At 48.8% G+C, this 12,651-nt stretch carries 10 protein-coding genes; 8 read left to right on the top strand and 2 right to left on the bottom strand.

Translation table 11 applies throughout. The features are described from left to right. Nucleotides 1-67: 67 nt before the first annotated feature. The 5 genes from ACQ5ES_RS09275 to ACQ5ES_RS09255 all read left to right on the top strand — a co-directional run bounded on the left by ACQ5ES_RS09275 (nucleotide 68) and on the right by ACQ5ES_RS09255 (nucleotide 7,308). On the top strand, nucleotides 68-2,026 hold the full coding sequence (locus ACQ5ES_RS09275) for a CHASE domain-containing protein (protein ID WP_445016120.1): 1,959 nt from the start codon (nucleotides 68-70) through the stop codon (nucleotides 2,024-2,026). A gap of 90 nt (nucleotides 2,027-2,116) precedes the next feature. Continuing rightward, on the top strand, nucleotides 2,117-2,932 hold the full coding sequence (locus ACQ5ES_RS09270) for a UDP-2,3-diacylglucosamine diphosphatase (protein ID WP_445016118.1): 816 nt from the start codon (nucleotides 2,117-2,119) through the stop codon (nucleotides 2,930-2,932). A gap of 92 nt (nucleotides 2,933-3,024) precedes the next feature. After that, nucleotides 3,025-5,085 carry a polyphosphate kinase 1 gene (ppk1, locus tag ACQ5ES_RS09265; RefSeq protein ID WP_445016116.1) on the top strand — a complete coding sequence of 687 codons (2,061 nt, stop codon included), beginning with the start codon at nucleotides 3,025-3,027 and terminating at the stop codon, nucleotides 5,083-5,085. Beyond that, nucleotides 5,085-6,638, top strand: a complete 1,554-nt coding sequence (locus ACQ5ES_RS09260) for a Ppx/GppA phosphatase family protein (RefSeq protein ID WP_445016114.1) — start codon at nucleotides 5,085-5,087, stop codon at nucleotides 6,636-6,638. Before ppk1 ends, ACQ5ES_RS09260 begins: the two co-directional genes overlap by 1 nt. A 79-nt stretch (nucleotides 6,639-6,717) precedes the next feature. Beyond that, nucleotides 6,718-7,308 carry a class I SAM-dependent methyltransferase gene (locus ACQ5ES_RS09255; protein WP_445016112.1) on the top strand — a complete coding sequence of 197 codons (591 nt, stop codon included), beginning with the start codon at nucleotides 6,718-6,720 and terminating at the stop codon, nucleotides 7,306-7,308. Here ACQ5ES_RS09255 and ACQ5ES_RS09250 read toward each other — a convergent pair. Further along, on the bottom strand, nucleotides 7,305-8,357 hold the full coding sequence (locus ACQ5ES_RS09250) for a GGDEF domain-containing protein (protein WP_445016110.1): 1,053 nt from the start codon (nucleotides 8,355-8,357) through the stop codon (nucleotides 7,305-7,307). The genes ACQ5ES_RS09255 and ACQ5ES_RS09250 overlap by 4 nt on opposite strands. 146 nt (nucleotides 8,358-8,503) lie before the next feature. On the opposite strand from ACQ5ES_RS09250, the gene ACQ5ES_RS09245 reads away from it, so the two are divergent. The 3 genes from ACQ5ES_RS09245 to arsJ are packed head-to-tail and all read left to right on the top strand — an operon-like array spanning nucleotide 8,504 to nucleotide 11,473. Beyond that, the gene (locus ACQ5ES_RS09245; protein ID WP_445016108.1) at nucleotides 8,504-9,283 is read left to right on the top strand and encodes a metalloregulator ArsR/SmtB family transcription factor; all 780 of its coding nucleotides are present in this window, start codon (nucleotides 8,504-8,506) and stop codon (nucleotides 9,281-9,283) included. Then, entirely contained in the window at nucleotides 9,273-10,274 is a 1,002-nt protein-coding gene (locus ACQ5ES_RS09240) for an ArsJ-associated glyceraldehyde-3-phosphate dehydrogenase (protein WP_445016106.1), read from the top strand. Before ACQ5ES_RS09245 ends, ACQ5ES_RS09240 begins: the two co-directional genes overlap by 11 nt. Next, nucleotides 10,268-11,473 carry an organoarsenical effux MFS transporter ArsJ gene (gene arsJ / locus ACQ5ES_RS09235; RefSeq protein ID WP_445016104.1) on the top strand — a complete coding sequence of 402 codons (1,206 nt, stop codon included), beginning with the start codon at nucleotides 10,268-10,270 and terminating at the stop codon, nucleotides 11,471-11,473. Before ACQ5ES_RS09240 ends, arsJ begins: the two co-directional genes overlap by 7 nt. Before the next feature lie 29 nt (nucleotides 11,474-11,502). On the opposite strand, the gene ACQ5ES_RS09230 is transcribed toward arsJ, so the two are convergent. Beyond that, the gene (locus tag ACQ5ES_RS09230) at nucleotides 11,503-12,645 is read right to left on the bottom strand and encodes a putative bifunctional diguanylate cyclase/phosphodiesterase (protein WP_445016184.1); all 1,143 of its coding nucleotides are present in this window, start codon (nucleotides 12,643-12,645) and stop codon (nucleotides 11,503-11,505) included. Nucleotides 12,646-12,651: the final 6 nt, after the last annotated feature.

Raw genomic sequence — 12,651 nt, 5'->3', positions numbered from 1 at the left:
TACCTAGCACTTACGTTTAATGGTGGCAAACGCCAAAAACACATCAACAGCCGCGGCGGTGGGGTACATGCGAAAACTATTCATTAATCAATACGCATCCCTAGTCGTGGTGATATTGGGCAGTCTGTTTAGTTTAGCTGTCGGCTACTTCAGTTATACGGCTGAACTTGAACGGGCTCGAGCGACTTTTTTGTTTAATACTGAACAAGTCGAAACCCAGTTAGCTGAACGTTTACAAAGCTACGCTTTAGTTTTGCGTGGTGCTGCTGGTTTGATCAGCGTGTCAGAAAATGTCACTCGGCAGGAGTGGCAGCGCTACACCGAAAAACTTCGTGTTAATGAGTCTATTACTCAAGTTCAAGGCATAGGTTTTGCCAAGTTTATGGCTGCTGCCGAACTTGGACCACATCAGGATAAGACCCGTGCGGAAGGCTTTCCAGATTATCAGGTTTTCCCTGCCGGTGAGCGCGACTATTACAGTTCAGTAACTTACCTCGAACCTTTCAATGAAAGCAATCAACGCGCTTTTGGCTACGATATGTATTCCGAGCCGGTGCGCCGCGAAGCTATGCAGCGTGCGGCACGGAGCGGACGCGCTGCGGTCACCGGCAAAGTCGAATTGGTGCAGGAAACTGACGAATTTCGACAGGTAGGGACATTGATGTACGTCGCTATTTATAAAGACAGTGCACTACCGCCTCGGGATGAGCGTATGCAAAAACTTCTCGGTTGGGCCTACAGTCCATTTTGGATGGAGGATTTGGTCGATGGCATACTACATGATTGGACGGCGGCTGAAGGGGCATCTATTGAACTGACTATTTACGACGGCTTACAGGCAAATCAAGAAACGCAGCTGTATGGCAATTTCGCCCGAGACACTGAGGATCGTAAGTTGCATCGTCAAGCGGTGATTGACTTCAATGGTACGCACTGGCTATTAGATTTTACTCATAAAAATGAAAAAGCAGTGATCCGCACTGAAAACGCACTTATTTTTACCCTCGGTGGAATGCTGCTGACCTTTGTATTGACGGGATTGTTACTTAGTGTGGGTAACGCCCGTAACCGTGCACAGGCGCTAGCCCAAAAATTAACTTCTGACTTACGTGAACGAACTCAGCAACTTATCGAAACTGAGGAGCGCTGGCATTTTGCCGTAGATGCGACGGGCAGCGGTGTATGGGATTGGAACATCGAAACCGACGAAGTCTACTATTCTCTAGGCTGGCGACATATCTTCGGTTTGGCTCAAGATGCCGACGCAGTCGAACTTTCTGAATGGAAAAGGCGTATTCATCCTGAGGATAAAGCCGAAGTGTTTGATTTGATTCAGCAACATTTGGCCGGTAAAAAAAGTTCTTATGAGCACGAGTATCGGATGCAGCATGAAGCGGGATACTGGCTGTGGGTGCACGACCGCGGACGCGTTGTCGCTTACAGTGGTGATGAGCGGCCATTACGCATGATAGGTTCGGTGGAGGATATCAGCACGGAAAAACGGCACCGCGATGAGTTAACTATTGCCGCGGAATCTGACAAGTTGACCGGGCTCCCCAATCGAGCCTACCTACAGCGGATTCTGCCAGAAATTATTCGCAAGGCGACGAACCGAGAACTTAAATTTGCGGTGTTTTACATTGACCTTGATCGTTTCAAGCCTGTTAATGACACGGTTGGCCACGAGGCAGGAGACGTTGTGCTATGTCGAGTCGCCGAAAAAATGTTGGCCGAACTGCGCGAACATGATCATCTTGTTCGTGTTGGTGGCGACGAATTTGTGGCGGTAGTCAACCACATTGGCAATGGAGATGATATTCTGAAGCAGTTAGCTTCACGCTTAATTGCAGCGGCATCAGCACCGGTTGGGTTCAAAGGGGATCAGCTACAAGTTAGTGCAACCATAGGTATAGTACGTTTCGATGCGGAAAAGCCGCGTAGCGGGCCGGACATATTGCGCCGCGCTGATGAGGCAATGTATATCGCGAAGAACACTGAACGCGGCAGCTTTCATATTCTCGATTAACCTAACACCCTTCACGTAAATGTAAATTGCGCGTCACTTAACTGTCACCTGCACGGTTCACTATAGCGCCATCCGACCACGGAGGTGCTTATGCGATTTGCCAAAGATCAGCTCGTCATCGATACGCTTTTTCTTTCCGATATTCATCTTGGAACAGTTTCCTGCCACGCTGAAACCTTGCTCGAATTTCTTGCCGTGACCGACTGCAAAAAGGTCGTGTTAGTGGGTGATATTATTGATTTATGGGCGATTAAAGCGAAGAGACGGGGACTCTGCGAAACCCAGCTTAATGTCGTCAAGAAGTTACTAAGTATGGCTCGCGAAGGAATCGAAGTGGTTTATGTGATGGGTAATCACGATGCCGCGTTTCGCCAAGTTTTGCAGGACTACCCGTTCGATGAGGGTATTGCCAACATTACGCTGTGTAATCAATACCTTCATCAAAGTCGAGACGGGCAATGTTATATTGTCGTGCACGGTGACCAGTTTGATAATCAAGTGCGCTGCCACCGTTGGTTGAATCGCTTCGGTGACACTGTTTATAGCGGACTACTCGTTGCCAATCGCTGGTTAAACTTGCGTCGCTCGCGTCAGGGTCAGCATTACTGGAGTTTAGCTAAGGCGGTCAAATCAAAATCAGCACGGGCCATACGCTACATCGAGGACTACCAGGATGCGGCAGTAGATTATGCGGCGCGCAAGGGCTTTGATGGCATCATTTGTGGTCATATTCATGTGCCGGCGTGCACCGAAATCAGAGGAATTCATTACCTAAATACCGGTGACTGGCAAGACTCTTGCACCGCAATTGTAGAGCATCATACCGGCACAATGGAGCTACTCGAGGTGCATGCCTGGCTGCGTTGTCGCCTGTCGGCAAAAAATTTGATGCAAATTGTCGCCTAGTTCTTTTATCAGTAGCGAAGGTAACAAAACCGTCATAATTCTGCGGGTCTGATGCCGTAAAGTAACGGCTAGGCATAAGTTGTGAGGTCCGTATGAAGTTTTTCCCAAAAGAACTCAGTTGGTTAGCGTTTAACGAGCGTGTGCTGCAAGAAGCCGCTGATAAAAAAGTACCGGTGGTGGAGCGGATGCGCTTCTTAGGCATCTTCTCGAGCAATATGGATGAGTTCTTCCGGGTGCGAGTGGCAGATGTACGGCGCCGAATTTTTTACGCGCACACGCCAGTTGAGCATAATAATGCTGAAAAATTAATGTCGGCCATTCAGCAGAAAGTTGTCAGTCAGCAAGAGCAATTCGAGCTGATCTATAAAGATGTCCTGAAAGCTCTAGCTAAGAAAAACATCGCGGTCATTGATGAGCAGCAGGCAACTTTGGAAGAGCAACAATGGCTGGTAAAGTTTTTCCACGAGAAAATTAAACGTTATATCGTGCCGCTACTGATTGGCCCTACCACCGACTTGATCAAGGCCGTCAATCAGGATGCCACCTACCTTTGTGTTGAGATTAAGCAAGGTGAGAGTATTCGCTATGCGGCAATTGAAGTACCAACAGAAGAAATTGCGCGCTTTCTGAAGCTACCGTTTAAAAATGCCAAACGCACGAAACGGGTGATCATGCTCGATAACGTCATCCGGTTGTGTATTGATGAGTTATTCAAAGGCATTATGCCGTTTGAATCATTGCATGCGTATTCATTTAAGCTGACGCGCGATGCCGAATATCGACTGCCGAATGATATTGAGCAAAGTATCTTGGTGCGAATGGAAGAAGGTATTCGTCAGCGTTTCGACGCAGAACCTGTGCGTCTGGTTTACGATGCGGATATGCCCAAACCGATGCTCTACTTCTTGCATCAAAAATTGGGCTTAACTACTCACGACTCTTTGGTTGCAGGGGGACGGTATCGCAACACGCGCGACTTTGTGACTTTCCACAATTGGGGCCATAAATCCTTACTGAATCCGCCACTTAAAGCTATTGAGCATCCACAATTTAACGCTCACCGCAGCGTGTTCGACGCCATTTCCGCGCAAGATATTCTGTTGTACTACCCTTACCATAAATTTGCTCATGTGACGGAAGTTATCCGCCAGGCTGCCTATGATCCTTTAGTGCAAAGCATTCAGGTGTGTATCTATCGGGTTGCTCCCCATTCGCGCATCGTACACTCGCTGGTTGAGGCTGTGAATAATGGCAAAAAAGTAACGGTGGTGGTCGAGTTACAAGCACGCTTTGACGAGGAAGCGAACATCGAGTGGGCTAAACACATGACCCAGGAGGGGATTCGGGTGGTGTTCGGTATTCAAGGTTTAAAAGTGCATTCGAAACTTATCTTAATTAAGCGCAAAGAGCACAATGCGATGCAGCGCTATGCCCACATTGGCACCGGAAACTTTAACGAAAAAACTGCACAAACGTACACAGATTTCAGTTTATTTACCGCAGATCATGGCGTCTGTGATGATGTTGAACATGTTTTTCAGTATTTAGATGCGCCTTACCGTCGTTTCAAGTTTAATCATTTGTTGGTATCACCGGTGAATACCCGAGAGCGCCTGGAAGAAATGATCGAGACCGAAATAACCAATGCTGTTGCCGGCAAGCGCGCGGAGATTTTCCTTAAAGTTAATAATCTTGTTGATGAAGCGATTGTCACTAAACTCTACCGCGCATCGCGCGCTGGTGTGCGAATTCGTGCAATTGTGCGGGGAATGTGTGCGTTGCGTCCAGGCATCAAAGGAGTGAGTGACAGCATTGAAATTATTAGTATTGTTGATCGCTTCTTAGAACATCCAAGGGTTTACTGGTTCCATAACGGAGGACAAGAGCGTATCTATATTTCTTCCGCCGATGTTATGACGCGTAACATTGATGAGCGCGTTGAAGTGAGTTGTCCAATCCATTCCTCGGATCTGCAGCAACAGATTAAAACCGTAATGGAAATGCAGTGGCAAGATACCAGCAAAGCACGTGTGATCGATGCGGAGCAGCTGAATCACTATCGCAAACGTGGTAATCGTAAGAAAATTCGTTCACAGTTGGCTATCTATGACTATTTGCTACAACAAGCAAAACCAAGTGAGGATGGCGCCTAATGAGTGAGCCCAGCGAACATGACCTTACCACCAGTTATCCTAATGGGGCTCAGTTTGCCGCACTCGACATTGGCTCAAATAGTTTCCACTTGATTACCGCTCGGGTAATCGACCAACACCTGCAACCCTTGCTGCGGTTCAAGCAAAAAGTGCGTTTAGCGGAAGGCTTGCAACGCAACGGCAAACTAAATGAGGCAGCGATACAACGAGGTTTGGCGGCTTTAGCCTTGTGTGCGCAACGGTTAGAAGGCTTTGATCCGAGTCAGGTTCATGTGGTGGCTACGCACACCCTGCGGGAAGCGAAAAATCGTGATGAATTTTTATCTCGAGCAGCAGGTGTTCTGCCGTTTGCAATTAATATTATCTCGGGGCACGAGGAAGCCCGGCTTATTTATCGCGGTGTCGCAGAAACCAGCTCGTCGCAAGGTAAACGTCTGGTCATTGATATTGGTGGTGGCAGTACTGAGATTATTGCCGGTCAAGAATTCGAGCCAGTACTAATAAGCTCACGTTCAATGGGTTGTGTCAGCTTTACCGAACGCTTTTTCACTGGTGGTAAACTCTCAGAAAAACGCTTCAAGAAAGCGCAAACTTCAGCGCGTGGTGAGCTTGAGCCCATCGCGGATAAGTTGCGTAAGTTCAAACCGGCTCAGGTGCTGGGTACCTCAGGCACCGTGAAGGCCATTACACAATGGGTGCAACAACGCGATCAGTCTGTGCCAGACGTAGTGCTGCGCGAACAACTCGATGCCTGCATGGCAGAAGTGTTGCAACACAAAGCAATAGGTTTATTTAGTGCCGACGGCATCGATAAAGATCGATTGGCGAGCTTACCGGCAGGACTTGCAATTCTCATCGGAGTTTTAGATGAGTTGGAGATAACCACGATTACCGCGCACGATGCTGCCTTACGTGAAGGTGTATTGTATGAGCTGGCGGAGCGGGTGATTAGTGATCGCGATGTGCGACAACGCACGATCGACGGTATGGCAGCGCGCTATCAGGTGGATGAAGTACAAGCCGCGCGAGTGGCAAAAACTGCGATTCACTTACTGGGTAAAGTTGCTAAGCCTTGGGGGCTGAAGGGTAAAGCATGGAAACATAAGCTCACCTGGGCCGCGCGTTTGCATGAGATTGGTTTACAGATAAACGCCAGTGCGTTGCAAAACCATTCCGGCTATATTGTCGCGCATGCCGACATGCCAGGTTTTAGTAAAGAAGAGCAGGCGTTGCTTGCAGCTTTGGTGCGTAACTATCGTAAAAAAGTGCGTGTTGATTCCATTCCCACCCTACATCAGTACCAATATCACGATATCCAACGGCTTATCGCCTTGTTGCGACTGGCAGTTTTATTCAATACCGATCGACAACCAGCGCAGCTGTTGCAAAAAGCTGAAGTCGTTGGTGACTGGATGGTGCTCACCTTAACTGAGCTAGGCTGGAATAATCCGATGCTGATCGCCGACTTAGAGCGTGAGATCCGGCAACAGATAAAACTGGGTGTACATCTACGATTTCAAGCGCCGCAGACGAACCAGCCGCCATTAGGGTAAGCAATAGTCTGTTGCTTACATTTACGTACGAAATAACGGCAACTATGCTATAAAAAAGGACACAAAAAAGGACGGAATCGTGGACAGCAACATTCGCTTTTACTCAGACAATGCTGATGAATTCAGCAGCCAATACGATAGTCTGACTTTTGAACAGGTGCACAGTGACTGGAGGCACCTGCTCGATAAGCTTGCGCAAGGCTCTGCGGTGCTCGATATTGGTGCAGGTTCGGGGCGCGATGCACGGGCGCTTGCTGCCTATGGTTTTAACGTAACGGCGGTGGAGCCCGCCGCGGCCTTGCGAACCCTTGCGAAGCAAAAATCGTCTGGTATTTACTGGCTCGATGATACCCTACCCGACCTCGAGAAAATCGACACAACTTACGCGCTGGTGTTAGTCAGCGCCGTGTGGATGCACCTGAATCTATACGGTCAAATCGAGTCACTAAAACGCGTCTCTCAGCTACTCGACGAGCATGGTTACCTGGTGTTGACCTTGCGGCATGGCGCATTCCATGACGAGCGCACCGGTCACGACTTAAGTGAAAAGCATATCGTCGAAAGCGCTCAGGGGCTTGGTCTTCACCTCGCTCTGTCAGCGGATAATAACGATCAACTCGAACGACCAGATGTCTATTGGCAAACCCTCGTATTCCAGAAAAACGACTAAGTATTTGGCTCTGCGTCGAGTTTGGTGACGCGATTGCGGCCGCTGGATTTGCTGATGTAGAGCGCTTTGTCCGCGCGGCTGACGATACGATTGAAGGTCTCGTTGGCAGCGAGTTGGCTAACGCCTACGCTGAGGGTTACCGAGAGGTCTTTATTTAGGTTGTCACGCCAGTTGTAGCTGTTAATTGCGATTCGTATTCTTTCCGCGACCTGCTCAGCGGTGACAATGTCGGTTTCTGGAAGGACAATCAGGAATTCCTCGCCACCCCAACGACCGATTAAGTCGTGCTGGCGCAGTTCTAAACGAATCAATTTGGCTAAATGTTGTAATACCTGGTCGCCTTTAGGGTGCCCATAAATGTCATTGATGAGTTTAAAGTGATCGACGTCGATGAGTAATATCGACAAGGGCTTTTTGTAACGTTCCGCGCGAGTCATTTCGGCTTCGGCCAGCTCAGTTAAGTGGCGGCGATTGTGTAACAAGGTCAGCGAATCAGTGCTGGCCAAACGATTGAGCTTACGGCTAGCGGAGCTAACGGTGCGGGCATAGAAGAAGCCAAGGTAACTAAACATGGCAAAGACAATGCTTAGGTTAAAGACATTGACCCCGATGAGTGCCGCCGCAGAAATTGGCTGCAGTGGCGGGTAGTACAAGCTGATCGTATACAGACCGAGATAGTAGAGCCACAGGGAGCTTAACGCTATGACCGCGTAACGCGCCGACATAGTTACGGCGATTGCGGGTATAAACATTAACAAATAGTAATGGAAGCCACTGTCCCAACCGATCAGGATACTACCTAAGGCCGCGTGAACCAGCACCTCGGTCCATACCAACGAGATTGCCAACGCATTCTGACGCCGACCTAAGGCATAAAATGCCCAAGCGTACATTGCGACGCTGACCACATTAACCCAAGCGAGAATTGGCGAACCGAGAGCAAGGAAAATACCAAGAAACGCGATATCAACGGTTGCAGCTATTTGGCAACAGCGTCGAGCGACGCGCCAAAACTGCGGGCGTTGGCGTTTCAAGGTTGTGCGTTCCATGCTGCTCATTGGGGGAGGCCTTAGCAAATTTGTTTCAGGGCGTTAAGTTTAAGTGAAAATGAGTGAAGTATAAAGAGGCGCTTGCGTCACCCCATATAGATGCTTTACCATACATATGGATTGTCATATATAACGTAGGTCTAGGTATGAAAATTCTTTTTTTGTGCAGTGCGAACTCAGCGCGCTCCCTCATGGCCGAGGCCATATTCAAACAATTCGCCGGTTCCGAATTCGAGGTGATCAGTGCCGGAACGCAACCTACGCAACCTGAACCAGAGGCGCTAAAAGCTCTGGAAACTATGGGCATTAACACCGATGGCCTCAGGTCAAAAGCCATTGATGACTTGGGAGATTGCGAATTCGACTACGTGATTAGCCTCTGTGATCGCGCCCGCACCGAGTGCCAGGCCGCATTTGCCGAACAGAATTTTATTGCCTGGGACTTTCCGGACCCTGTTGTGAGTCGCGACAAAGAAGCATTCAAGAAAACTGCGCATGAATTGAGCGAACGTATTCGCATGTTTTTACTGATTTTGCGAAAAAAATCGGGAGTACCACACCTTTATGATACGCCGCAGGACTTCTTCAAGGTGATGGCGGACCCGCTGCGCTTGCAGTTGATGTTGCAAACCGCTCGCACGGATGAAATTTGTGTTTGCGACTTTGTCAGCACAACCGGTATGTCCCAGCCGAAGGTATCACGCCACTTGGCACAGTTGCGCGAGTATGGTTTGTTGCTCGATCGTAAAGAGGGACGTTGGGTGTATTACCGACTCAATCCTGCACTTCCTGATTGGATGCGTGAAGTTATCGAGACAACTTTGAACCACAACCCACAACTCGTTAGGGATCAACAGAATGAGTGTGTTTCGCGAATTGAACCAAACATTGGTTTAGAGTTTAAAAGGAACAATTATGACGATTAAAGTAGGTATTAACGGGCTTGGTAGAATTGGTCGTTTGGCACTACGCATCGCTACTGAACGCAGCGACTTAGAAGTGGTGAAGTTGAATGACCCAGGTGGCAATGCGGAAACCTTTGCGCATTTGATGAAGTTCGATTCGGTACACGGTACCTGGGCGCACGAGGCTACTGCGGAAGCTAACGCCTTGGTTATTAATGGCAAACCCATTGCTTTTTCACAGTACAAAGCGATCGAAGAAAACGACTGGAGCGACTGCGATATTGTGCTTGAGGCGTCCGGTAAAATGAAAACCGTTGAGGTGCTTAATGCTTATCTTGAACAAGGTGTGAAACGGGTTGTGGTGTCTGCACCAGTGAAAGAAAAGGGTGCATTGAATTTAGTTGTGGGTGTCAACGATCATCTGTTTGACCCGACACAACATCGAATTATTACCGCAGCATCATGCACCACAAATTGCTTAGCGCCAGTGGTAAAAGTTCTGCACGAAAAAATCGGTATTAAGCATGGCTCGTTGACCACGATCCACTCGATTACCAATACCCAGACCATACTCGATGCGCCGCACAAAGATCTGCGTCGCGCCCGTGCCTGTGGTGAGAGCTTGATTCCAACGTCGACCGGTTCGGCGACGGCGATTATTGAAATTTTCCCTGAGCTCAAAGGTCGTCTGGATGGGCATGCGGTACGTGTGCCTTTGGCGAATGCGTCACTAACAGACTGTGTGTTCGAGATGGAGCGGCCTACCAGTGTCGATGAGGTCAACGGCCTGTTGCAGGATGCTGCCAATGGCGAGCTAAAAGATATTCTGGGCTATGAAGAGCGGCCGTTAGTGTCGATTGATTACCGTACTGATCCGCGTTCCAGTATTGTCGATGCCTTGTCTACGCGGGTTATCAACGATACTCACGTTAAAGTTTATGCTTGGTACGACAATGAATGGGGTTATGCGAACCGCGCGGTCGAATTAGTAGCTAAGGTTGGTGCATGCTAAGTCAGCTATCGCCTGCGATACGCCAGTACTTACTGGTAACTGGTAATTATTGGGCGTTCACGCTTACCGATGGGGCGCTGCGTATGCTGGTGGTATTGCATTTCCACCAGCTGGGCTACAGCGCGCTGGAAGTGGCGATGCTGTTCTTGTTTTATGAGTTTTTTGGTGTTGTTACCAACTTATTTGGCGGCTGGCTCGGTGCCCGCTGGGGGCTAAACCGCACCATGAACATTGGCCTTGGCGTACAGGTTGTCGCCTTGTCGATGCTACTGGTACCAGCGGGTATGCTCACGGTGTTATGGGTAATGGCGGCGCAAGCGTTGTCAGGTATAGCGAAAGACCTTAACAAAATGAGCGCGAAAAGCACTATCAAGCTATTGGTGCCCGACAGTCAGCAAGGTCAGTTGTATAAATGGGTAGCGATTCTAACCGGCTCTAAAAATACCTTGAAGGGTGTCGGCTTTTTCCTCGGTGGTCTGTTGCTAACTGTGATGGGTTTCCAGGGCGCTGTGCTGGCAATGGCTCTTATGCTGGTGGTGGTCTGGATTAGCAGTCTTATCTTCTTGAAGAAAGACTCGGGTAAAGCTAAAAACAAACCAAAGTTCAAAGAGCTATTCTCTAAAAGCCGGGCTATCAACACCCTTTCGATTGCACGTTTCTTGTTGTTTGGTGCCCGTGATGTCTGGTTTGTGGTGGCGTTACCAGTATTCCTTGCCAGTCAGCTGAACTGGGACCATTGGCAAGTAGGTAGCTTTCTTGCTGCTTGGGTCATCGGTTATGGTGTGGTGCAGGGCAGTGCGCCGAAACTCACTCGTAATGCGGAAGCTAGCCCGAGAAAGCAGGCCAGGGTCTGGGGCGCCTTGCTGACGTTATGTCCGTTAGGATTAAGTTTAGCGCTGTGGCAGGATGCTCCAATTGCGGCCAGTATTATGTTGGGCCTCGGCTTATTTGGTATTTTGTTTGCGATTAACTCATCACTGCATAGTTATTTGATTGTTTCCTACGCGCGAGCCGATGGCGTTTCTTTGGATGTTGGTTTTTACTACATGGCAAATGCCGCTGGAAGGCTACTCGGTACTGTTTTGTCGGGCTGGATCTATCAAGTGTATGGGCTGGTCGCCTGTTTAATCATCTCGACGGTGTTGTTGCTACTCTCCACCATCGTTATTAGTGCCTTGCCGCAGCGAGGCGAGCAATGAAGCTGCCCTTTAATCCTCAGTTATTTCGGTTATACATCAAAGTTTCTGGTGGGTCGGCCAAAAAGGTAGCCTTGAAAAACCTCACAGCCGAGCTCCTGTAGCCGTTCAAATTGAGCTTGGGTTTCGACACCCTCAGCAATTACCGCGAGGTTCATACTTCGACCAAGGCTAATAATCGTTTCTGCGAGCAATGCTCCTTTACTCTGGGTTTTCAGGTCATTGACAAAAGCGCGGTCAATTTTAAGTTCATCAAGGGGCAGCTGCGTCAGGTAAGCAAGCGATGCGTAGCCGGTGCCGAAGTCATCCAGCGAGAGTGAGATACCGAGCTGTCGTAGTTTGTGCATCTGTTCAATGATGAATTCAATATCATTTGCCATCAGACTTTCGTTTAGTTCGAAGCGCATTTTTTTCGGATTGGCACCGGTACGCGCAACAATATCTTGCACGCGTTCGACAAAGTCAACTTGGCGAAACTGTATGGAACTGACGTTTATCGATAGGGATAAGTGTTCAAACTGAGGGCGTTTCGACCATTCGACTAACTTTTCACTGCAGGTTTGCAGCACCCAATCGCCAATTTCAACCATACTCCCGTTGGCTTCCGCGATAGGAATAAAATCACTTGGTGAAATAGCGCCGTACTCCGGATGCTGCCAGCGCAGCAAGGCTTCGCAACTTAGCAGCTGTTGGTTGCGGTTTACCTGAGGCTGGTAAGCAAGCTGTAATTGGCCTTTGCCAATAACATTATGAAGCGCTTGTGATAAATGGAGGCGCTGATGAAGCGAGATCTCCATTTGTTTATCAAAAAAGCTGATGCTGGTGTCAGCCTGCTGTTTGGCGGATTTGAGCGCAATATCGGCCTGACTTAAAATGATATTGCCGTCAGTGTTATCGTTGCGGTCAAACAAGGTAATACCGATTCGGGCATTAAGTTTGTGAGTCTTATTATTGAGTATTAGTGGGCGATGTATTTCGTCTAGCACACACTGGGCAAACTGCTCCGCGCGGGTTACAGCTTTAGCCATATCGTTTCCGAGATTTGGTAGCAATAAGGTGAATTCGTCTTTGCCGAGTCGCGCGAGCCCGTCGTTGGCTTTCGAAAGTTTAGTTAAGCAGTTGGCGCAGTGAATAAGCGCCTGATCGCCGCTTTGGTAGCCGAGGCTGTCGTTGATGCTGTG

It is taken from the genome of Pseudidiomarina xizangensis, from assembly GCF_052541995.1.
Note: the sequence above shows the minus strand (reverse complement) of the source record. Positions and strands in the feature narration are given on the sequence as shown.

What these genes read in the sequence shown, in the direction of transcription:
- ACQ5ES_RS09250 (WP_445016110.1), bottom strand. Translation starts at nt 8,357, where the DNA reads ATGGAACGCACAACCTTGAAACGCCAACGCCCGCAGTTTTGGCGCGTC.
- arsJ (WP_445016104.1), top strand. Translation starts at nt 10,268, where the DNA reads ATGCTAAGTCAGCTATCGCCTGCGATACGCCAGTACTTACTGGTAACT.
- ppk1 (WP_445016116.1), top strand. Translation starts at nt 3,025, where the DNA reads ATGAAGTTTTTCCCAAAAGAACTCAGTTGGTTAGCGTTTAACGAGCGT.
- ACQ5ES_RS09275 (WP_445016120.1), top strand. Translation starts at nt 68, where the DNA reads ATGCGAAAACTATTCATTAATCAATACGCATCCCTAGTCGTGGTGATA.
- ACQ5ES_RS09260 (WP_445016114.1), top strand. Translation starts at nt 5,085, where the DNA reads ATGAGTGAGCCCAGCGAACATGACCTTACCACCAGTTATCCTAATGGG.
- ACQ5ES_RS09245 (WP_445016108.1), top strand. Translation starts at nt 8,504, where the DNA reads ATGAAAATTCTTTTTTTGTGCAGTGCGAACTCAGCGCGCTCCCTCATG.
- ACQ5ES_RS09240 (WP_445016106.1), top strand. Translation starts at nt 9,273, where the DNA reads ATGACGATTAAAGTAGGTATTAACGGGCTTGGTAGAATTGGTCGTTTG.
- ACQ5ES_RS09270 (WP_445016118.1), top strand. Translation starts at nt 2,117, where the DNA reads ATGCGATTTGCCAAAGATCAGCTCGTCATCGATACGCTTTTTCTTTCC.